At 65.9% G+C, this 20,657-nt stretch carries 18 protein-coding genes and 1 pseudogene; 4 read left to right on the top strand and 15 right to left on the bottom strand.

Annotation, left to right across the window (positions count from 1 at the left end; translation table 11 throughout):
• Positions 1-54: 54 nt before the first annotated feature.
• The 13 genes and pseudogenes from BBTA_RS40025 to BBTA_RS40720 form a co-directional block, all read right to left on the bottom strand.
• Positions 55-279, bottom strand: coding sequence for a hypothetical protein (locus BBTA_RS40025; protein WP_148221433.1), 225 nt, complete (start codon positions 277-279; stop codon positions 55-57).
• A gap of 201 nt (positions 280-480) precedes the next feature.
• Positions 481-1,482: an alpha/beta hydrolase gene (locus BBTA_RS12050; protein ID WP_012042763.1), complete on the bottom strand. Its 1,002-nt coding sequence runs from the start codon at positions 1,480-1,482 to the stop codon at positions 481-483.
• 159 nt (positions 1,483-1,641) lie between these two features.
• Complete coding sequence (locus BBTA_RS12045) at positions 1,642-2,679, bottom strand: substrate-binding domain-containing protein (protein ID WP_012042762.1); 1,038 nt, start codon at positions 2,677-2,679, stop codon at positions 1,642-1,644.
• 27 nt (positions 2,680-2,706) lie between these two features.
• On the bottom strand, positions 2,707-3,741 hold the full coding sequence (locus tag BBTA_RS12040) for a substrate-binding domain-containing protein (protein ID WP_012042761.1): 1,035 nt from the start codon (positions 3,739-3,741) through the stop codon (positions 2,707-2,709).
• Positions 3,742-3,777: 36 nt separating this feature from the next.
• Entirely contained in the window at positions 3,778-4,809 is a 1,032-nt protein-coding gene (locus BBTA_RS12035; RefSeq protein ID WP_012042760.1) for an ABC transporter permease, read from the bottom strand.
• 3 nt (positions 4,810-4,812) lie between these two features.
• Positions 4,813-5,712 (bottom strand): ATP-binding cassette domain-containing protein, encoded by a 900-nt coding sequence (locus BBTA_RS12030; protein WP_244424467.1) that lies wholly within the window; start codon positions 5,710-5,712, stop codon positions 4,813-4,815.
• Positions 5,713-5,803: 91 nt separating this feature from the next.
• A pseudogene (locus tag BBTA_RS41310) lies at positions 5,804-6,157 on the bottom strand (ATP-binding cassette domain-containing protein); the annotation flags it as partial.
• Positions 6,158-6,575: 418 nt separating this feature from the next.
• Positions 6,576-7,421 carry an amidohydrolase family protein gene (locus tag BBTA_RS12025; protein WP_012042759.1) on the bottom strand — a complete coding sequence of 282 codons (846 nt, stop codon included), beginning with the start codon at positions 7,419-7,421 and terminating at the stop codon, positions 6,576-6,578.
• 24 nt (positions 7,422-7,445) lie between these two features.
• Positions 7,446-8,588, bottom strand: coding sequence for an FMNH2-dependent alkanesulfonate monooxygenase (ssuD, locus tag BBTA_RS12020; RefSeq protein ID WP_012042758.1), 1,143 nt, complete (start codon positions 8,586-8,588; stop codon positions 7,446-7,448).
• A 14-nt stretch (positions 8,589-8,602) separates the two neighbouring features.
• The gene (locus tag BBTA_RS12015; RefSeq protein WP_041750581.1) at positions 8,603-9,982 is read right to left on the bottom strand and encodes an LLM class flavin-dependent oxidoreductase; all 1,380 of its coding nucleotides are present in this window, start codon (positions 9,980-9,982) and stop codon (positions 8,603-8,605) included.
• The gene (locus BBTA_RS12010; protein WP_041750580.1) at positions 9,982-11,226 is read right to left on the bottom strand and encodes an SfnB family sulfur acquisition oxidoreductase; all 1,245 of its coding nucleotides are present in this window, start codon (positions 11,224-11,226) and stop codon (positions 9,982-9,984) included. Before BBTA_RS12010 ends, BBTA_RS12015 begins: the two co-directional genes overlap by 1 nt.
• A gap of 11 nt (positions 11,227-11,237) precedes the next feature.
• Positions 11,238-12,461 carry an SfnB family sulfur acquisition oxidoreductase gene (locus BBTA_RS12005; RefSeq protein WP_083780783.1) on the bottom strand — a complete coding sequence of 408 codons (1,224 nt, stop codon included), beginning with the start codon at positions 12,459-12,461 and terminating at the stop codon, positions 11,238-11,240.
• A gap of 431 nt (positions 12,462-12,892) precedes the next feature.
• Entirely contained in the window at positions 12,893-13,084 is a 192-nt protein-coding gene (locus BBTA_RS40720; protein ID WP_168167885.1) for a hypothetical protein, read from the bottom strand.
• Between BBTA_RS40720 and BBTA_RS11995 the strand changes: the two genes are divergently transcribed.
• From BBTA_RS11995 to BBTA_RS41095, 4 genes are all read left to right on the top strand, one after another.
• Positions 13,068-14,831: an ABC transporter ATP-binding protein gene (locus BBTA_RS11995; RefSeq protein WP_049795491.1), complete on the top strand. Its 1,764-nt coding sequence runs from the start codon at positions 13,068-13,070 to the stop codon at positions 14,829-14,831. The genes BBTA_RS40720 and BBTA_RS11995 overlap by 17 nt on opposite strands.
• Positions 14,832-14,875: 44 nt before the next feature.
• Positions 14,876-16,552 (top strand): ABC transporter substrate-binding protein, encoded by a 1,677-nt coding sequence (locus tag BBTA_RS11990; protein WP_012042753.1) that lies wholly within the window; start codon positions 14,876-14,878, stop codon positions 16,550-16,552.
• An 80-nt stretch (positions 16,553-16,632) separates the two neighbouring features.
• Positions 16,633-17,619, top strand: coding sequence for an ABC transporter permease (locus BBTA_RS41100; RefSeq protein ID WP_012042752.1), 987 nt, complete (start codon positions 16,633-16,635; stop codon positions 17,617-17,619).
• Positions 17,616-18,440 carry an ABC transporter permease gene (locus BBTA_RS41095; RefSeq protein WP_012042751.1) on the top strand — a complete coding sequence of 275 codons (825 nt, stop codon included), beginning with the start codon at positions 17,616-17,618 and terminating at the stop codon, positions 18,438-18,440. The genes BBTA_RS41100 and BBTA_RS41095 overlap by 4 nt, the downstream gene beginning before the upstream one ends.
• A 24-nt stretch (positions 18,441-18,464) precedes the next feature.
• Here the strand turns inward: BBTA_RS41095 and BBTA_RS11975 are convergent, their stop codons facing one another.
• Both BBTA_RS11975 and BBTA_RS11970 read right to left on the bottom strand, forming a co-directional pair.
• Positions 18,465-19,223, bottom strand: coding sequence for an ABC transporter permease (locus tag BBTA_RS11975; protein WP_012042750.1), 759 nt, complete (start codon positions 19,221-19,223; stop codon positions 18,465-18,467).
• A 3-nt stretch (positions 19,224-19,226) separates the two neighbouring features.
• Positions 19,227-20,627, bottom strand: a complete 1,401-nt coding sequence (locus BBTA_RS11970) for an amidohydrolase family protein (protein WP_012042749.1) — start codon at positions 20,625-20,627, stop codon at positions 19,227-19,229.
• Positions 20,628-20,657: the final 30 nt, after the last annotated feature.

Below are 20,657 nucleotides of genomic sequence, written 5' to 3'. Positions count from 1 at the left end.
CGCGCCAGATTCGCCATGGTTCCCGGCGTCAGTTCGGGCCGGGATCGCTGACCGTCAGACGCCCACGACCGGCTGGGATCGTGACCGATCGGAGGCTGGAGGCGAGACTCCCAGCTTGGCAATCATGGCTTCTGTCGAAGCAACGCTGCGCTTCAACGTTCGCGCGATCTTGTCGATCGGCACATTCTGCTTCGCCAATCCCTTGAGCTTATGTTTGGCCGTGGCTGTCCAGACTCGATCATTCTCTCCTGGTGATCCTTGGCTCACGGTCGCGCTCATTGAGAAATCCACGCTCGTTCCTTCCGCATTGACAGGCTCTGACACCGCCCCTCTCAGCGAATCGGTCGCTCAGGGGCGAGTCAGCCCGACCGTCATGAGCATCAACATGCTAAATGCACGTTACTGGATAATCTTTCCAAAGATCGTCGAGGTCCAGCAACGGCTGCGCTCCCGGAGGCGACGCGGGCGTCTCCCGTTGCGTCAGTTCCGATCCAGGAAGCTCTGGACCTCGCGAAACAGAACATCGCGGCCAGTCTCGACCTCGATGAAATGGGTGGCGCGCGGGATCTCGATCAGATGACGCACGGGAGCGTTGCGCAGCAGCGCGAACAGCGCCTGGGACTGGCTGAGCGGCGTCAATTCGTCCCACGCACCGCGAATGATCAGCGTCGGCGCGGTGATCTTGCCTGGATCATAGATCGCCTTGTCGACGTTCCAATATTCGGCACCGTCGACCAGGACGCCGGTCGGCGAGCGGAACCGTGGCGGCGTGTGCGCCTTGGCGTCCGGCTGGCTGGCAAGAAGGGCCTGCTCCCAGATCGCCTTCCAGGACGGCGGAAAGATCGCTTCGGCCTGCCCGTCGGGCACGCCTGTCTGAAGCCGCTTGAGCGCGCCGTCGACGGTCCATTCCTGCCACGCCGCTTCCGGCCTCTTGCCGCCCGCCGACGAGAGCCAGGGCGGTGCGAGCAGCACGAGGCCGGCCACGCGATCCGGTCGTTCCGCCGCGTAGCTGCCGGCGATCAGCGTTCCCCACGACCATCCGATCAGTTGCAGCTTGGCAAGCGAACGCCGGGACAGGATGAAATCGATCGCCGCCCCGAGATCTTCGACCGCATCCCGGGTCGTCGCAAACGGCTTCGACTGGTCGGCCGGAGCGGTCGAGCCGCCATAGCCGCGGACGTCGACCAGCCAGACGTCGTAGCCCTGTGACGCGATGAAGTCGGCCCAGGATCCCTGCCCGACCGGCAGGTCGAACACGGTTTCAGACGGCTGGGTCGCACCATGGACATAGAGCACCGTGCGAGAGGAGTCGAACCGGCCGAGCTCCTTCGGCCGCTTGTTGCGCAGGAAGAGCTGGACGCCAGGAGCGGCGGAAGCCACGCGAAACTCCTCCGCGACGAGTTGGAGCGGCTCCTTCGACCGGGCCGATGGCAGCACGATCGAGAGCGACGCGAGGATCGACGACAACAACAGGCGCTTCATGCCAACCTCTTTCGACGTGTAGGCTCTGCCCGCCGGAGACATCCGATCGTCTCCTGACGTCTTCACGTGCTTGCATCGACGTCGTTCAATTTGTCCCGATCCGGCGGCCTCAACGCGATAAGGCAACCGCGGATGCTCAGGCATCCGCGGTGCTCATCCTCACTTCACCTGCGGAATCCACGGCGCGGTCGCCGCGTCACTGGTGCGGAAGGCCGGAATCTTGGCGGCCAGATCCTCGATCGTCTTGATGTTGTTCTCGACGAGTTCGGCGCGCGTCACGAGGCGAGGCTGGACCAGCACGGAATGTCCGGGATCCTGGCCGGCGATGAGCAGCGCAACAGCGCGGACCGAGACCTCGCCGACCACGGATGCATTGGTTGCCGCCGTCGCCACCCACGGACTCTTGGGCTCGATGATCGCCTGGATGTCCGAGGTCGAGATGTCGACGCCGTAGATCTTGACCTTCTCGCCGACGCCCAGCTCGTCGATCGCGAGCTTCACACCACGGGCGAATTCATCCCATGGCGTGAAGATGGCGGTGATCTCAGGATGGGCGCGCAGCACGGCCTTGGTCTGGTCGGCGACGGAGGCCGGCACGGAATCGTTCACGACACCCCAGACGGCGCGTTCCTCGAGCCCATGGGTCTTTCCGAACTCCTTCCACACCGCGTAGCGGCGGTCGAGCGGCGCAAAGCCGGCGACATAGACGACGCCGCCCTTGAGGCCCTTGCCCTGCTCCTTGACCGCCTGGTCCAGGACGAGGCGGGCCATGTCCGCATCGCTCTGCTCGACCTGCGGGATTTTGGGATTATCGAGGTTGACATCATAGGCGACGACCTTGATGCCGGCATCGAGCGCCTTCTGCGCGACGTCCTTGAGCGCCTCGGGCTTGCCGTTGTTGATGATCAGGCCATCGACCTTCTGGTTGATCGCGTCCTCGATCAGCCGTCGCTGCGCATCGGGATCCTGCCGCGCCTCGGAGATCCGCAGATCGACCTTCAGCGCATCGGCCTGCCGCTTGGTGCCGGCCTCGAAGGCTTGCAGCCAGTCGCCGCCGCCGATGAAGTTGACGACGGCGATCCTGACGCCGCCCTTGGCGAATGGCGCAGGCGCGTCCGCCAATCCATCCGCAACGACGGGGGACGCCAGCGCCAGCAGCGCAGCGCCGGCGAAAATCACGGATCTCAGCCTAACCATGTTCAGTCCTCATCACCCTTGACAGAATCATTCCGGAATCCAGGCCGCCTTGGCCGCGGACGACGCGCCGAACGACGGAATCTTGGCCGACAGCTCTTCGACCGTTTTCACGCCGCTCTCGGCGAGCGCCTTCTGGGTCAGCAACACCGGCGAGACCGTGATGGCATGGCCCGGATCGGTGCCGGCCACGGCAAGCGCCGCCGCGCGGATCGAAACCGCACCGACGACCGCCGGGTTGGTCGCCACCGTGGCCACCCAGGGACTGTTCGGCTCGGTGATCTCGCGAATGTCGGCGGTGGAGACGTCGGCTGAGTAGATCTTGACCTTGCTTTGCAGCTGCAGCTCGTTGACCGCGAGCTTCACGCCGCGCGCGAACTCGTCATAGGGCGCAAACACCACGGTGATCTCCGGATGGGCACGAAGCACGGCCTTGGCCTGATCCGCCACGCCCGCCGCGGTGGTCGCATTGACGATGCCGAAGCGAGCCACTTCCTTGATCCCGGGATACTTCTTCTTGAACTCCTCCCAGACCTCGTTGCGGCGATCGAGCGGCGCGAAGCCAGCCACGTAGACGTAGCCGGCGGCAAAGCTCTCACCATTCTCTTTCACGGCCTGTTCGAGGGCGAGACGGGCGAGCTGATGATCGCTCTGCTCGACCTGCGGGATCTTCGGGTTGTCGAGATTGACGTCGAAGGCGACGACCTTGACGCCAGCCTCGACGGCCTTCTGCGCCACATCCTTCAGGGCTTCTGGCAAACCATGGTCGATCACGATCGCCTTGACCCCCAGGTTGATCGCCTGCTCGATCTGCGTGCGCTGCTCGGCAGCATCCTGCTTGCCCGGGAACACGCGAAGATCGATTCCAAGCTTCTTGGCCTGGGCCTGGACACCCGACTGGTAGGCCTCGAAGAAATCGCCGCTGGAGATGTAGCTGACGAGCGCGACCTTGACGCCGCCCTTGTCGAACGGCGACGGCGCGCCGGCGAGTCCCTCGGCGGCGGCGGGACCGGTGACGATTGCCGCGAAAAGCGATGCAATCGACAGAACGTGATGAAGCTTCATCGGCGATGTCCTATGGTTGTTAAGTGCAAGTAGAATTCAAATTCTGCGGCGCACGGAGCCGTAGGTGAGCGCAAGGGCACCGACGAGAACGAAGCCCTTGACGAAATCCTGCGTGTAGTACGGCACGTTCAGCATCGTGAGCCCGTTGAGCAGGACGCCGACAAAGATGGCGCCGACCACAGTGCCGAATACGTTGGGGCGCCGGGCGTTCAGCACCGCATAGCCGATCAAGGACGCCGCGACGGCATCGAGCAGCAGCGAGGCGCCGGACGAGACATCGCCGCGCCCGACGCGGGCCGCAACGATGATCCCGCCGAGTGCTGCGAGGCCCGCCGACAGCGCATAGGCGAGGACCTTCAGCCGGCCGGTCCGCGCGCCCGCGAGATGCGCCGCCAGCTCGTTGCCTCCGACGGCGAAGATCAGCCGGCCGAACCGGGTCCGCTCGGTGAAGAATCCGGCGGCGATGGCCACCACGAGCATGATCACGACCGGCAACGGCACGACATCGAACAGGCGAGTGCGGCCAAGGCTCAGAAACGCTGCATCGAATACACCGTTCGCCGACCGTCCGTCCGGCAGGATGAGACCGGTTGCGATGGAGCGCCCGGCCGTGGGAATGAGCTGCAGCCCGGTCAGCAGGAAGTTCACCGCGAGCGTGGCGAGCAGGTCCGGCACGTTGAGACGGACGATCAGGAACGCGTTGAGGAGACCGATGGCGAGGCCAAGGGCAAGAACGAAGAGCACCGTCTGCGGCGCGGTGAAGTGCCAGACGACCATGGCGTAGCTCGCCGCCATGACACTCGACGCGGCCACCGCTCCGACGGAGAGATCGAAGCCGCCCACGGCAATCGAGATCGTGACCCCGACGCCGATGATCGCCACCACCGACACGGCCTGTAGCACGCTCATGACGTTCGGCAGAGTGAGGAAGGCCGGCTCACGCAGCGAGAACAGGACGAACAGAGCGCCGAGCAGGACGAAGACGGCCCAGCGACGGACGAGCTCGGACAGAGGCCGCCTGGTTGGCTGCGCCGGCGTGGCAGCGAGCGGTTCGGTCGTGCTGGTCATGGCTCAGAGTCCTGCAGGTTCTTCGGCGGCGTGAAATCCGGTCTTGTCGAGCAGGAGCACCCGGTCGGCGACCTCGAAAGCCTCCTCGGCATCGGACGTCGCGATCAGCGTGGCGACACTCTCCTGCGCTCGGATCGCGGCGATGATGTCGGCCCTTGCGCCGACATCTACGCCCTGAAACGGCTCGTCGAGCAGCAGCAGCCGCGCGGGCTCCGCCTGCCAGCGCGCGAGCACCACCTTTTGCTGATTGCCGCCCGACAACGTGTCCAGGCGCGCGAACGGCCCCGGCGTTCGGATGCCGAGCCGCGACACCGCGCGCCGCGCCTCGTCACTCTCCTTGCGGCCAAACAGAAAGCCGAATGGGTACCAGCGACGCAGATGCGGCTGGGCGATCGATGCGGCCAGCGTGCCTCCCGGCCAGTCCGATGGGACAAACGACGTCAGCTTGCGATCTTCGCCAGCGAGGAACACGCCAGTGGCGATCGCCTCGCGCGGCGAGCGGATGTTGAACGGCCGACCTTCCAGTTCGATCTCGCCGGCATGCGCGGTCTCAGCTCCGAACAGGATGTTCAGCAGGCGGCTCTTGCCCGACCCGAGCGGACCGATCAGCGCGACGACTTCTCCTTGGCGCACGTCGAGATCGAGCGGCCGGCTGTCGGGAAAGAATTTCAAGCCGCGGAGCCGGAGCTGCACGGCGCCGCCGGGGCGCGAGATCGGCCGCACGCTTGCCACGGGCCGGCCGATCATCGCCTCCAGCGCTGCGGCGAAGTCGATCGGGCGCGCCTGGCTGGCAACCACGCGGCCACCGCGCAGCACGACCACACGGGTCGCCAGCCGCGCCAGATCCGCCGTACGATGCGAGATGTAGATAATGGCGAGCCCGCGGCCGGCGGAGAATGGCAAACAGCCGGTTGGCTTCGGAGGCAGACAGGCTGGCCGTGGGCTCATCGAGAATGAGCAGCTTCGGATCGGACGAGAGTGCGCGCGCGATCGCCACCAATTGCCGCTCGGCAGGACCGATGTCGCCGAAATCCGCATCGAGCGGCAGATCGAAGCCGGCCTTGCGCGCGATCAGTACCGCCTCGTGCGAGACCGAGCGCCGCGAGACGAACAGGCCGCTACGGCCGTCGGCAAACCGGTCGAGCAGCAGCGCATCGGCCACGGTCAGGCCGGGAACGCCGGCCCGGTCGGTAGCTTGATGAATCGCGACGACACCGCCGGCGATCGCCTCCCGCGGAGTCGACGCCCGAAGGGGCTGTCCATCCAGAAAGACTTCGCCGGAGTCGGCAGAGATCACGCCAGCGAGGATGTTCACCAGCGTCGATTTTCCGGCCCCGTTCGCGCCCATCAGGCCGACAATCTCGCCGGGTGCCACGCGGAGCTCGACATTGTCGAGAGCAACGGTCGGACCAAAGCGTTTCGACACGCCGTGGATCTCCAGCCCGTTGCCGGGACGGGATTGCGTTGCCAACGAATTCGATTGCACGGAAGGTCGCTCTTGCAGGAACTACACGCGTGATCCTAGCGACGTGCGCGACGGAATGGCTTTCAAATTCAGGCTGCGCCATGAAACGTCCGCACCGTCGAAGCACTGATATCGAGAATGTCTCGCGTAACGTACGACTATAGCGGGCGTGCCGACCGACTCTCGCGAAATGCGCCTCGTCTGAACGCGCTGATACAAGCGTCTTGAGCAAGACGCATGACGCGTGCAGTGAGCTGACGCGCCTCACTTGCCAACAAGCTGCCGTCACGCGCTGCCGGTATTAGAGCTTCAAGAGACGCTCTGCGTTCTTGGAGAACACCCGTTCCAGAACATCATCGCTGAATCCTGCAGCGGCGTAGTCATCAATCGACTGCCGGATCGGCCGGAACGGATAGGACGAGCCGAACAGGAACTGATCGGCGAGGAAGCTGTTGGCGGCCTTCACATAGGCCTCCTGTCCCGGCTGAAACAGGTACATGTCGGGAATGAGATGAACATTGGCATGCCGGAAGGCGACGCCGATGATCTCCTGCACGCGCGGCCAGTAGCCGTGGAACACGCCGATCTTGAGACGCGGAAAGGCGGCCGCGACCACGGCCACGCCGGAAGGGTCGTTGAAGCGCGGATCGGGCGTCGTCGGGCCGGACATCAGGAACAGCGGAACGTCGAGCTCCTGCAGCCGCTCATAGATTGGCCAGTAGATGCGATCATCGGGATGGCGCGGCGGCGCGCCGAAGCCGGGCTCGATGTCGATCCCCTTCAGTCCGAGCTTGTCAGTGGCACGCTCGATCTCCTCAATGGCGGCACGCTCGCCGAGCAGCACCGGATCGACCGCGCCGATCCCGATCAGCTCCGCGTGGCCGGAGACGATCTCATGGATGCGGTCGTTCGGCAGATGCTGGGACGGCGTGTGACGGCCGACGACCACGGCCCGCGCCAGGCCTGCATCGCGTATCTCGGCAAGGAAGCCGTCGGGGGTCAGCGAGCGCGCGAAATGCGCGTCATCTCCCTTGGTTCCGACCCGCCGGTTCAACCAGCGCGCGGTCTCGTATTCGGGACTGCCCGGCGTAGCGCCGAAGAAGTCGTGCAGATAGGCCGGGCGGCAACGCAGATCGATGATGCTCATCAGCTGGTCCTTTGGCGTTCAGCGTCAGCTCGCGGCGACGTCAGCGCTGGTCGTGGTGCGGATGTCGAAGGCCCCGCCGGTCTGCGTGGTGTTGAGCAGCGTCACCGGCGTCTTGCCCGCGATCCGCGGGAAGGCAAGCTCCGCGAAGCGGATCGCCTCTTCGAGATGCGGATAGCCTGACAGCACGAACGTATCGACGCCGAGGGCTGCATATTCGTCGAGGCGATTCACCACCTGCTCGGGTGACCCGACCAGCGCGGTGCCCGCGCCGCCGCGCACCAGACCGACACCGGCCCAGAGATTGGGCCCGATCACGAGCCGGTCACGCCGGCCCTGATGCAGCGCCGCCATGCGCGCCTGGCCAACCGAATCCATCTGCGCATATTGCGCCTGGGCGCGCGCGATGTCGTCGTCGGTGAGACGGCTGATCAGCCGATCGGCATCCGACCACGCCTCGTCTTCCGTCTCCCGCACGATGACGTGGAGGCGGACACCGAAGCGCACGGTGCGACCGTGCCGCTCGGCGCGCTTGCGGACATCGGCGATCTTGGCCGCGACGGCTTCGACCGGCTCGCCCCAGGTCAGATAGGCGTCGACATGCTTCGCAGCGAGCTCGTGCGCGGCCGGCGAGGAGCCGCCGAAATACAGCGGCGGCCAGGGCTTCTGCAGCGCGTCGTGAAAATTCCTGGCGCCCTCGAGGCGGAAGTGCCGGCCTTCGAAATCCACCTTCTCGCCAGCCAGCAGCCGCTTCCACACGGTGAGATATTCGTCGGCTACATCGTAGCGCTCGTCGTGCGAGAGAAACACGCCTTCCGCCGCGAGCTCGGTCGCGTCGCCGCCCGGCACGACATTGAGCAGCAGCCGGCCTCCGAGCGCCTCATCGAGCGCGGCGGCCTGCCGCGCGCCGGCGGTCGGACCGGATATCGAGGTGCGTAACGCCACCAGCAGCTTGATCCGGCGCGTCACGCCGACGAGAGTCGCAGCGGTGACCCAGGGATCGGCGCAGCTGGCCCCGGTCGGGATCAGGATGCCGTCATAGCCCAGGCGGTCCACCGTCTCGGCGACCTGGCGCAGATAGGCATTGCTGGGCGCGCGGCTGAAATCGGATTTGCCGAGATAGCGGGTATCGCCCGACGTCGGCAGGAACCAGAAGACCTCATATGACATGCGCGATATCCCTTTTACACCGCTTGCGCCCGAGGGGCGGCCCGCCGGTGGCTGCCTCCGGCATGCCGCTCGGGCAGACGGTCACCTTCACCGAACAGCTTGCGGCGGAGCGATCCTTCGGCATAGGCGGTCTTGTAGAGGCCGCGGTCCTGCAGCTCGGGCACGACGATGTCGATGAAGTCCTCGTAGCTCTCGGGCACGACGATGCGGCTGAGGTTGAAGCCATCCACCTCGCCATCCTCGATCCAGGACTGGAGTTCGTCGGCAACCGCTGAGGCATCGCCGGTGATCGCGGCGTAGCGCCCGCCCAGCGCAAGCTCGTTCAGGAGATCGCGCTTGGTGAGTTTCCGCTGCGCAGCCGCGGCGGTCGCGGATTGGATCGCATTGCCCGGTGCGTAGGGGATCGGATCGTCGAGGCCGTAGCGCGAGAAATCGATGCCCGTGGAGGCGGAGAAATGCGCGAGCCCCGCCTCGGGGCTGGCATGGCGCAGATATTCGTCGCGCTTCTCCTCAGCCTCGGCCCTGGTGCGGCCCGGCACCACGGCAATGCCAACGAAGACCTTGATGTCGTCGGGCCGCCGGCCCGCACGCACGGCTTCCGCGCGGATCGCGCGCACGGCATTGCGCGCCGTCGTCTTGTCGCGCGCGGAGATGAAGACGCATTCAGCGTGCCGGCCGGCAAAGGCCCGTCCCCGCGGCGACGTGCCGGCCTGGTAGAGCACGGGCGTACGCTGGATCGATGGCTCGGACAGGTGATAGCCGTCGACGTCGAAGAACTCGCCGTGATGCGAGATGGGGCGGATCCCCGCGGGATCGGTGAACACCCGCGCGGCACGGTCGCGACGCACGGCGGCGTCGTCCCAGCTCGCTTCCCACAGCTTGTAGAGCACTTCGAGATATTCCTCGGCATAATCGTAGCGGCGATCGTGCTCCGGCAGTCGCGCGTCGCCCTTGCCGCGATGCGCGCTGTCGAGATAGCCGGTGACGATGTTCCAGCCGATGCGGCCGCGCGTCAGATGATCGAGGGTCGAGAAGCGCCGCGCCAACGTATAGGGCGCCTCATTGTGCACGTTCACCGTGATGCCGAAGCCGAGATGCTGCGTCACGGCCGCCATGGCGGACACCAGCAGGATCGGGTCATTGACCGGCAATTGCACCGCCTCCCGCGCCGTGACGTCGATCCCGGCGCCATAGATGTCGTAGACGCCGATGATGTCGGCGATGAAGATGCCGTCGAACAGACCGCGTTCGAGCAGCTTCGCCTGGTCGGTCCAATAGGCCAGCGTGTTGTAGTCGGGCGAGCGGTCGCGCGGGTGCGTCCACAGGCCATGATTGATATGGCCGACGCAGTTCATGTTGAAGGCGTTGAGCAGGATCTGCTTCTTCGCGGCCATCAGAGGGCTCCGTGCCGGGGCGGAATCCGGCCGTTGAGGTGGTATTGGCCGATCCAATGATATTTCCAGCGCACCGGATCATGCAGCGTATGGGTGCGGACGTTGCGCCAGTAGCGGTCGAGATCATCCGCGCGGTTGGTGGCCGACGTGCCGCCAAGCTCAAGCAGCTTGTTGGCGGCAAGCAGCCCGGCCCGATGGCTCGCGGCGCGCGCTTCGGCGACGGCGATCGAGGCCGCGGCCACGCTCGCTTCATCAGGTACGGCTTGCGCCGTGTCGACAAAACGCCCGGCACGGTCGAGGAGCGCATCAGCCGCCGCGAGACGGACACGCACGTCGCCGACCGCGTGAAGCGTCAGCGGGTCCTCTGCGGCGCGCTCGACCTTGGCGTCGATCCAGGCCCGCGCCCTCGATCGCAGGAACGGCAGCATGGCCGCGAAGGCGCCCTGCCCGATCCCGAGGTCGATGCCGGCGTGAAGAATCTGCGCGAAAGGACCGATCGCGGTCGGCCGATCAAGCGAGGCCTGGAACGGCACGACCCAGTCCGGCTCCACCTTCACCCGGTCGAGCAGCACCGAACCCGACCCGGTCACGCGCTGACCAAAGCCGTCCCAATCATCGACAACCGTCACGCCCGCGGCATCGCGGGGGATGAACACGAGATAGGCGACCTCCCGGCCGTCCTCCTCGGCGTTCGCCATGGTCGGAATCCAATGGGCGAACAGCGCACCCGTGCAGTAGAATTTGCGTCCTTCGACATACCAGCCGGCAGGATCACGAACGAGCCGCGTGTGCCGCTTGTAATCGCGCGTCCCGATCTCGGCCAGCGCATTGCCGAGCCGGGCGCCGGCCAGAACCTGTCCGTAGAAGAAGCGCTTCTGCGCGTCGGTGCCGCCGTTGCGCAGCACCTCGAGCGAATAGAAGTGGTTCTGCGGGATTTGCCCAAGCGAACCGTCGGCCGCCGAGATCAACGCAATGACCCGCGCCGCCGTCGCGGACTTCACATCCGTTCCGCCATACGCTGAGGGAACGGTGATGGCCCACAGCCCGCTTGCGGTGAAGCGCTCGATCTCGTCCCACGGCAGGCGGCGATCCAGATCGCGGGCCACCGCCTCCGCTGCAAATTCCTTGGCGAGCGCGCGGGCGGTCTCCAACGCCTCGGCGTCGGAGGCAATCCGTGGCACTGGGCGGGACGCCGGCACGATGCGCGCCGTCGGCGAAGGACTCGAGACAGGATTGAGCGACATCTGCCCGCTCCTCAATTCCACTGATGACGCGGCGGCAGAACGCCGTTCAGCGTGTAGTTGCCGAGCAGATGATACTTCCAGCGGACGGGATCATGCAACGTGTGCACCCGCGCATCGCGCCAGAACCGTCCGAGATTGTACTGCTCGCGTGTCGCCGACGAGCCGGCCAATTCGAGCAGGCGTTCGGAGGCTTCGAGCGCAATCTCGGTGGTGAGGATCTTGGCCTCCGCCACGGCGACCGAGGCTTCGGCCGAGCTTTCCGCCGTGATCGGCGCAGCCGCGACCCGGTCGAGCGTCCGGGCAGCGCGCGCAAGCACTTCCTCGGCGGCGTGCAGGTCGAGCTGCAGCCGTCCGATCTCGCCGATGATGTAGGGATCGTCCGTCGCAGCCGCGACGGTGAATGGCCAGGCCCGCGTCTTCGTCCGCACGAAATCGAGCGCGGCATCAATTGCGCCCGCAGCGATCCCGGCATCGATCGCCGCCTGGATGATCTGCGAATGCGGGCCGCCGAGACCGGGCCGCGAGGCCAGCGGGACGAGGTCGATCAGCAGTTCTTCCTCGACCGGCGCGGCCTCGAAGATGACCGTTCCACTCGCCGTGGTGCGCTGGCCAAAGCCATCCCAATCGTCAACGACCTGAACACCCGGCGCATCGCGTCTGACCCAAGCGAGCACCGGCCGGCCGGCGTCGTCGATGGCGCGGGTGGGAATCCAGTGCGCGAAGATCGAGCCCGTCGAATAATAGCGCTGCCCTGACAGCTCCAACCGTCCGTTCACGCGCGTCAGCTGGGTCGTGACATGGGTGATGGCGCGGCCGTGACGCTCGGGCCCGGCATTTCCGATCCGATGACCGGCCAGGATGTCACTGTAGATGCGCGCCTGCTGCTCGGGGCTCGCAGCCTCGCGCACGAGCGCAAGGACGCCGAACTGATTTTGCGGGATCTGCGCCACCGAGGCATCGGCCGCAGCAAGGATCGCGAACACCCGCACCAGCGTCTCATGCGAGACGTCGGCGCCTCCGAACCGGCGCGGCACGGTGATGCCGCCAAGACCGCTGGCCGTGAACAGCTCGATCTCGGCCCAAGGCAGCCCCCGGTCGCGATCGCGCCGCGCAGCGCCCTCGGCAAGCCGCGGGACCAGCGCATGCGCGATGTCGATCGCCTCGGCATCGGACGAGACGAGATGTGGACGGCTGGGCGTCGGCGGCGATCCCGTGCCGGCTGGATTTGCAACCATCAGATTCGATACCTTGTCCGTGATGCGTGCCCGCGGCACCCGATGACCGCGCCGCCACCTATCTCAGCGGCGCGGACATCGATCCTGCGCGGATCAGATACCCTGGCCGAAGCTGCCGTCATGCCGCTCAAATGCCTCACTCATCACGGCCCACACGTCTACCTGCAACCATCCGGCGCGCAAACAACGTCAACGCTGATAACTCAAGATCAACGCACTACTCCGTGTATATCGTTTTTCAATTCCAAATTACCTCCGATCAGGCGAAGGACTTTCTCCTTTTTGTACATATGGAAACGCATCTCTTCGTCGATCACGACATACAGGCATCGTACTCGGACGTTTGCCTAGCGTGTGAGCAGAGGAACTGGCCGGGTCGCACGCCGAGCTCTGTCACATTCATGGCCCCGTCTCCTGATACGCGCTTGGCATCACCACAGCCTGAGCTGCTCATGGAACAGATCGCCTCGATCATCGCCATTTGACAGAATGTCAGACTTCTTCTCGCGTGAACTACGAAAACGCCTTGCATCGGAAAACTGATACACGTCCGACCATGAGATGCGTGTGGTTTGCAACATCAGCGAGGCGGGCGGACGTCCGGCAATGACGACGACGGACATCCCGACAGAGCCTGCAGCGCGTCACACCAGCGCCAGCACCGTTCTCAGGCTGCAGGGCCTGACAGTCGACTTTCCGGGCCGGCGTGCTGTGGACGGGCTCGATCTCGAATTGAAAGAGGGCGAGATCCTCGCGCTGGTCGGCGAGTCCGGCTGCGGCAAGTCGACGACGGCCCTGTCGATCCTGCAGCTTCTTCCCAGGAATGCCGTGATCGGTGGACGGATCGAGCTCGCCGGGCGGGACATACGTGGTCTCAAGCCCAAGGCGCTCGCGGCGCTGCGCGGCAGAGATGTCGCCATGATTTTCCAGGAGCCGATGAGCTCGCTGAACCCACTGCAGACGATCGGAGACCAGGTCGCCGAGGCGATCCTGCTGCATGAAAGGGTTTCGCGGACCGAGGCGCGTCAGCGCGCCATCGCGCTGCTCGAACTGGTCAAGATTCCGGATGCCGCCCGGCGGATCGACGACTACCCGCACCAGCTCTCCGGCGGACAGCGGCAACGGGTGATGATCGCGATGGCCAGCGCCTGCCGCCCCAAGCTGCTGATCGCCGACGAGCCGACCACCGCGCTCGACGTCACGATCCAGGCCGAGATCCTCGGCCTGATCGACGGGCTGCGTCGCGAGCTCGGCATGGCCGTGCTACTGATCACACACGATCTCGGCGTGGTCGCGCAATGGGCGCACCGGGTCGTGGTGATGCATGACGGGCGCAAGCGCGAGGAAGTGGCCGCCTCTCGCCTGCTCGTGCATCCACAAGACGACTACACGCAGGGGCTGATCGGCGTTTCGCTACACGGAGCGGGCGATGACCTGCACTACAGCCGCCGGCGCCTCGCCGAGATCACGCGGACGCCGGATGGCGGCTTCGGCCTCACCCGCCCCTCGCCGCGCCCTGCTCCGCGGGCAGCGGCGCGCGATCCTCGGCCGCGGCTTGCGCTGGAAGAGGTCAGCGTCAGCTATGGTGATCGCCACACCCGAACGGACGTAGTCCGGGGCGTCAGCTTCGCGGTCGTCCGCGGCGAGACCGTCGGTCTGGTCGGCGAGTCCGGCTGCGGAAAATCGAGCCTGTCGCGCGCGATCCTCGGATTGACGCCGGTCAGCGCGGGCCGGGTCGTCGTCGATGGCACCGACATCACCGGCCTGTCGCGCAAGGCCTTGATTCCCTGGCGCCGCCGGATCCAGATGATCTTCCAGGATCCGTTCGGCTCACTCAATCCGCAGCATCGGGTCGAGGATATCCTTGGCCATGCGCTGCGCATCCACGGCGTTTCGGACCGGCATGAGCGCAGCCGGCGCATCGGCAAAATTCTCGACGATGTCGGCCTGCCGCGCGACGCGGCGCGGCGCTGGCCGCACGAATTCTCCGGCGGACAGCGTCAGCGCATCGGCATCGCCCGCGCCTTGGTGCTGCGTCCGGAACTCGTGATTTGCGACGAGCCCGTCTCGGCGCTCGACGTCTCGATCCAGGCGCAGATCCTGAACCTGCTGGTCGACCTGCGCGACGAGCACGGCCTGTCCTACATCTTCATCAGCCATGATCTCGCCGTGGTGCGCTACATCTCGGACCGTGTCCTGGTGATGGAGCGCGGCAGGATCGTCGAGGCCGCCGATGTCGAGCGCATCTGGCATGCGCCACAGCATCCCTACACCCGCAAATTGCTGGGATCGATCCCGGGGCAACATCACGCCCACGACCATCGATCCCCCCACCCGGAACACAGCCCGAGGGCCGCCGCTCTCGGCTGATGACACCCGCTCTTCGATCTCACAAACAGAGACAGGACGCCCTCATGAAAAAGACTCACACGGACACGGCAGCCACGAACGGTCGAGGCCTTGATCGTCGGACCTTCATCGAGCTGACGGGGGCGCTTCTCGGCTCGACAGTGCTGGGCGGCGTTCCTCATGCGGCCCATGCGCTCGACAAGGCGCTGCCGAACACGATCGATGGCGCCGTGAAGGGCGGCACGCTCGATGCCTTGATCCATCCGGAGCCACCGACTCTGGCCTCCTTCATCAATACGTCGACGCCAGGGCGCGCCGTGTTCAGCAAGATCTTCGACGGCCTGCTGGACTACGGTCCCGATCTCGCGCCGCGTCCGCAATTGGCGGAGAGCTGGGAGACGTCGAAGGACGGCCTGGTGTGGACGCTGCACCTGCGCAAGAACGTGTTCTGGCACGACGGCACGCCGTTCACCTCGGCCGACGTCAAGTTCTCGGCCGACGTCATCTGGAAGAAATACGCCCCGACCGCGCGCCGCGTGCTGCGGCACCTGGCGTCGGCGGAGGCGCCCGACGAGCACACCATCGTGCTGACCTTGACGCAATCGACGCCGGTGCTGATCAATGCGCTCGACGCGGTGGCGGCACCGGTGCTGCCGAAGCATCTCTACGAAGGAACCGATGTTCCGAACAATCCGCACAACAACGCGCCCATCGGCACGGGCCCGTTCGTCTTCAAGGAATGGGTGCGTGGCAGCCACATCGCACTGGAGCGCTTCGACAAGTACTGGCAGCCAGGACGCCCCTTCCTCAACAAGCTCACCTGGAAGATCATCACCGACGTGGCCGGCCGCGCCAATGCGCTGGAGACCGGCGTGGTGCAATATGGCGAACGCAATCCCGTCACCTTCGCCGACGCAGACCGTTTCAAGACAAGCGACAAGCTCATCGTGTCGACCGAAGGCTATAACGGCTTTTCCGGAACCCTGTGGCTGATCCCGAACTGGCGCGACCCGATCCTGAGCAATTTCAAGGTCCGTGCCGCAATCCTGCACGCGATCGATCGGCAGCTGCTCACCAAGACCGTATGGGGCGGCTACGCTGTGCCGGCCACGGGACCGGTGTCGTCGCTTCTCAAGCCGTTCTACGAGCCGGCCACCCCGCAATATGCCTTCGACAAGAAGAAGGCCGAGGCCCTGCTCGACGAGGCCGGCTTCCCGAAAAAGGCCGACGGCTGGCGGTTCAAGCTGACGCACGACTTCATTCCGTTCGGCGACGACTATCGCCGCACCGGCGAGTTCGTTCGCCAAGCCCTGCGCGCCGTCGGCATCGACGTCGAGCTGCGCTCGCTCGATCTGGCCACCTGGACCAAGAACGTCTTCACCGACTACAATTTCCAGCTCGTCAGCTCGTGGGGCATCAACTGGCAGGATCCGCAGCTCGGCATCGAGCAACATTTCTGGTCCAAGGCCGAATCCAAGGGGACGCCCTGGTTCAATGCCTCGGGCTATGCCAGCCAGGAGGTCGACGCGCTGTTCGAGGATGCGCAAGGCCAGACCGACGCCGACAAGCGCATCGCCGACTACAAGCAGGTGCAGAAGATCGTGCAGCGCGATCTGGCGCGGCTCGATCTGTTCGAGTTCCGCTGGTTCGGTGTCTGGGACAAGCGGCTGCGCAACGTGACCGACACGTTCGATCACAGCCAGAACAACTTCGCCCATGTCTGGTGGGATCAGACCGCCTGATCGGCGCGCTCCATCTCCGAGGCACGGCTCCAAGGAACGGCGCCAAGGAACGGCGCATCGCCAGACATGAGGGATATCCGATGATCCGACGGCTTCTCACCCATCTGCTGCGGCTCGTCTTCATCGTGCTGGCGATTGCGGTGCTGAACTTCGCACTGCTGAAGTCGTTGCCCGGAGATCTCGCGGATGTGGTCGCCACCGAGAGTGGCGCAGCCTCGTCCGAGCAGGTCGCCGAGCTGCGCGAGCGCTTCGGCCTCGGCCGCAGCGTGCCCGCGCAGCTCGCCTCCTATGTCGGTGGCGTCCTGCGCGGCGATCTCGGCATGTCGTTCCGCTTCGGTGAGCCGGTGGCCCAGCTGGTGCTCGGGCGGCTGCCTGCGACCATCACCCTCGTCGGTCTCGCCCTCCCGATCTCCGTTCTCCTGGGAATGGGGCTCGGGATGCTTTCGGCGCGGCGCCCCAATGGGCTGGTCGACGCCGCGCTGTCGCTGCTCTCGACGCTCGGCTATTCGGCGCCGATGTTCTGGACTGCGCTGATGCTGATCGTGGCGTTCGGCGTGAAGCAGCCATGGTTCCCGGTCGGTGGCATCCGCAACGTCACGGCGGGCTATACGGGCCTGCGGGATCTCGTCGACGTGCTCTGGCATCTCGTGCTGCCGACGGCGACGCTGTCGATCTACTACGTCGCGATCTATGCCCGCCTCTACCGCGCATCCTTGATCGAGCAGCTCGCGGAAGACTACATCCGCACGGCGCGCGCCAAGGGGGCCCGCGAGGGACGCGTGATGTTCGGTCACGCCTTGCGCAACGCGACGTTGCCGGTGCTCACCATGCTCGGCCTGCAGTCGAGCGCGGTGCTCGGCGGCTCGATCGTCATCGAGACGGTGTTTGCCTGGCCGGGACTCGGGCAGCTCTCATTCGAGGCCGTGCGCAGCCGCGATGTGCAGCTCCTGCTCGGCGTGCTGCTGCTGTCCGGAATCCTCGTCGTTCTCACAAATCTGCTGGTCGACCTGCTGCAGACGCGGCTCGATCCCAGGATACGCCACCGCTCGCTGGGGGCCTCCTCGTGAAACGGCTGCTGCACCCGCCCCTCATCCTCGGCACGATCGTGCTTGCGGGCGTCGTCGTGATGGCGCTGCTCGCGCAACGGCTGTTTCCGGGAGATCCGATGGACATGGTGGCCGTGCCATTCACCTGGCCCGGCCAGGATGAGACGGTCCCTCTCGGGTCCGATCTCATGGGACGAGACCTGCTCGCCGGGATTTTCCATGGCGCGCGCGTGTCGCTGCTCGTCGGCGCGTCGGCAGCGACCATCGCGCTGACGATCGGCGTGACCATCGGCGCGATTTCCGGCTTCTACGGCGGCGCAGCCGATGCGGCGCTCGGCCGGATCACCGAATTCTTCCAGACCATTCCGGCGTTTCTGCTGGCGGTCATTCTCGTCGCGATCATGCGCCCGTCGATCGGGACGATCATCCTGGCGCTGGGGATCTCCTCCTGGACAGGCGTGGCCCGTCTCGTGCGTGCGGAATTCCTGACATTGAGGGAGCGCGAGTTCGTGCGCGCCTCCGAGGCCCTGGGCGCGAGCGACCTCCATCTCATCACCCGCGAGATCCTCCCCAATGCCTTGACTCCCATCCTGGCCTCGACCGGCATCCTGGTGGCGCAGGCGATCCTGTCGGAGGCCGGGCTGTCCTTCCTCGGCCTCGGCGATCCCAATCTGATCAGCTGGGGCTCAATGATCGGCATCGGACGCGATGCGCTCAGGACAGGCTGGTACATGAGCGCAATCCCGGGCGCTGCCATCATGCTGACGGTCGTCGCGCTGAACTTCCTCAGCGACGGGCTTCATGCGGTGCTGAGCCCGCGGACCAGCCTCAGGAACGCCTGACGCCGAACGCGACAGACGCGAGCGTCACGCCTGCTCCCAATGGATCAGCCGGCGGCCGAGCCAGACGAAAAGGGTGTCGAGCGTGGCGCCGAGGACACCGAGCTCGATCAGTCCCACGAACATGCGATCGACGAGAATGTATTGCCGGGCCTCGTCGAGCCGGTAGCCGATCCCGGAGGACGCGCCGGTCAGTTCGGCGGCCACGAGGCTCAGGAAGGCGAGCGCGGCGCCGAAGCGCAGCCCCGCGAAGATATGCGGCGCCGAGGCCGGCACCACGACCTGGAGAAACTCGAGGCTCCTGGAGGCGCCGAGCGAGCGCGCGGCGCGGATATAAGTGTCGGGAACGTGCTCCATGCCGTGATGAGTGTTGAGCCACACAGCGAGAAACACCGTGTAGGCAATGACGAAATATTTCGATTCCTCGCCAATGCCGAACCACACCACCGCGATCGGCACCAATGCGATCGCCGGGATCGGCCGCAGCAGGTTGAACAGCGGGCTGAGGCCGATCGAAAACAGTCTCACCCGCGACGTCAGCAGCCCGAGCGTCACGCCGAGCGAGGCGCCGACGACGAAGCCGGCGGCCGCGCGCCGCAGCGACACGAGCAGGTCCTTGAGCAGCACGCCCGACCTGAACATGTCGATCGCAGCAAGGAGGACTTTCGCCGGCGATGGAAATAGCACCGGATTGACGATCGCGATGCTACTGGCCAGCTGCCAGACGGCAACGATCGCCACGAGCGGCACGACGAGGTTGCGGACCCTGACGGCGAGGCTGCGCATCGTTCAGCCGACCTTGGGCCGGTAGCGATCCGAGGGGCCGTGCACGCGGGTGATCCCGGGCAAGGAGCCGATGCGGTGGGCGAGCTCGCGATAGCGCCGTAGGAAGTCGCGCCCATCCCAATCGACCGGCTGTCCCGCCGCCAGCACCGGCCGGCCATCGACGACGACCGCCGCGATCTGGTCGCGGTTGTAGTAGCGGACCAGCTCCCATTCGAAGTCCAGGGTGGGCTGGGTCTCCGGACGATCCATGTCGAGCACCAGGAAATCGGCGAGCGCGCCGGCCCGGAGCACGCCGACATCGGACCAGCCGGCGGCATCCGCCGATCCCCGCGTGATCGCGTCGACCCAGGTCCAGCCCGCGCCGGCCGAGAAATCCGCCGAGCGCAGACCATAGGTCAGGCGCTGGGCATGCTCAGCCGCATCAAGGGTGCGGAAGCCGTCGAACCGCGTGTTGTCGGAGCCGAGCCCGAAGCGGACACCGTGCGCGGCAAAGGCCAAGGCCGGCGCCACAGCATTGCCCTTCCACTCGCTCGCCACGGGATTGTAGGCCACCGCAGTGCCGGTCTTCTGCAGCAGCGCCACCTCGCGATCGGTGGCGAGCGTAGCGTGATGGATCAGGACATGCGGGCCGAGCACGCCATGCTCCGCCAACAGCTCCAGCGGCCGCTTGCCGAACTGCAGGATGCTGTCGTGCACCTCGGGAAAGTGCTCGTTGGCGTGCAGCTGATAGATGATGCCACGCTGCTTCGCATGCGCGCTGATCGCCGCCAGCGTCTCCGGCCGGTTGCCGAAAAAGCTGCCGCTCGACACCGACGGCGTGATGCGGGGGTGGTCTGCGGTCTGCGCGATGTGCTCGTCGATACGCGCGAGAATGTCGGCCAGCGATACGCGCCCGTCCTTCGGGTCCGCGTCGGTCGCGACCTCGTCGAGCCCGGTGGACGATCTCAGGCGGATGCCGGTCTCCTCGGCGGCGCGATGCACGGCGACATTCCGCGAAGCGTCGTTGAGCGCATAGTTGACGACACCTGTGAAGCCACCGCGCAACTGCTCCAGGAACTGCCATTTGGCGGAGACATAGGCGGCCTCGTCGTCGATCCCCGCCTCCATCGGCACCCACAGCCGCCGCCAGATCTGCGCCGGCTCGCCGCCGATCAGGATCTTGCCGAAGGTCTGGCCGAGATGCGTATGCGCGTCGGTGAAGCCCGGGATGATCGCATGGCCGCTCAAGGTCAGCGCCGCGGCCTGATCGGCCGCCGTGAGCTCCGCGGCCGGCCCGGCGCTGACGACCCTCGATCCTTCCACGACGAGGGCATGATCGCGCTGCGGGCCGTTCGCGGTCAGCAGCAGGTCCGGCTTCAGCACGAAGCGATCGCGCTTCAGCACGTCGATCAGGTTGTCGGTCATGGATGGCTCCGCTCGATCGGTCGATGCATC

The sequence above is a fragment of the Bradyrhizobium sp. BTAi1 genome, assembly GCF_000015165.1.
In the GTDB taxonomy this organism is placed as follows: domain Bacteria; phylum Pseudomonadota; class Alphaproteobacteria; order Rhizobiales; family Xanthobacteraceae; genus Bradyrhizobium; species Bradyrhizobium denitrificans.
This window is presented reverse-complemented; position numbering and strand designations above follow the sequence as displayed.

What these genes read in the sequence shown, in the direction of transcription:
- BBTA_RS40025 (WP_148221433.1), bottom strand. Translation starts at nt 279, where the DNA reads ATGAGCGCGACCGTGAGCCAAGGATCACCAGGAGAGAATGATCGAGTC.
- BBTA_RS12050 (WP_012042763.1), bottom strand. Translation starts at nt 1,482, where the DNA reads ATGAAGCGCCTGTTGTTGTCGTCGATCCTCGCGTCGCTCTCGATCGTG.
- BBTA_RS12045 (WP_012042762.1), bottom strand. Translation starts at nt 2,679, where the DNA reads ATGGTTAGGCTGAGATCCGTGATTTTCGCCGGCGCTGCGCTGCTGGCG.
- BBTA_RS12040 (WP_012042761.1), bottom strand. Translation starts at nt 3,741, where the DNA reads ATGAAGCTTCATCACGTTCTGTCGATTGCATCGCTTTTCGCGGCAATC.
- BBTA_RS12035 (WP_012042760.1), bottom strand. Translation starts at nt 4,809, where the DNA reads ATGACCAGCACGACCGAACCGCTCGCTGCCACGCCGGCGCAGCCAACC.
- BBTA_RS12025 (WP_012042759.1), bottom strand. Translation starts at nt 7,421, where the DNA reads ATGAGCATCATCGATCTGCGTTGCCGCCCGGCCTATCTGCACGACTTC.
- ssuD (WP_012042758.1), bottom strand. Translation starts at nt 8,588, where the DNA reads ATGTCATATGAGGTCTTCTGGTTCCTGCCGACGTCGGGCGATACCCGC.
- BBTA_RS12015 (WP_041750581.1), bottom strand. Translation starts at nt 9,982, where the DNA reads ATGGCCGCGAAGAAGCAGATCCTGCTCAACGCCTTCAACATGAACTGC.
- BBTA_RS12010 (WP_041750580.1), bottom strand. Translation starts at nt 11,226, where the DNA reads ATGTCGCTCAATCCTGTCTCGAGTCCTTCGCCGACGGCGCGCATCGTG.
- BBTA_RS12005 (WP_083780783.1), bottom strand. Translation starts at nt 12,461, where the DNA reads ATGGTTGCAAATCCAGCCGGCACGGGATCGCCGCCGACGCCCAGCCGT.
- BBTA_RS11995 (WP_049795491.1), top strand. Translation starts at nt 13,068, where the DNA reads ATGACGACGACGGACATCCCGACAGAGCCTGCAGCGCGTCACACCAGC.
- BBTA_RS40720 (WP_168167885.1), bottom strand. Translation starts at nt 13,084, where the DNA reads ATGTCCGTCGTCGTCATTGCCGGACGTCCGCCCGCCTCGCTGATGTTG.
- BBTA_RS11990 (WP_012042753.1), top strand. Translation starts at nt 14,876, where the DNA reads ATGAAAAAGACTCACACGGACACGGCAGCCACGAACGGTCGAGGCCTT.
- BBTA_RS41100 (WP_012042752.1), top strand. Translation starts at nt 16,633, where the DNA reads ATGATCCGACGGCTTCTCACCCATCTGCTGCGGCTCGTCTTCATCGTG.
- BBTA_RS11975 (WP_012042750.1), bottom strand. Translation starts at nt 19,223, where the DNA reads ATGCGCAGCCTCGCCGTCAGGGTCCGCAACCTCGTCGTGCCGCTCGTG.
- BBTA_RS11970 (WP_012042749.1), bottom strand. Translation starts at nt 20,627, where the DNA reads ATGACCGACAACCTGATCGACGTGCTGAAGCGCGATCGCTTCGTGCTG.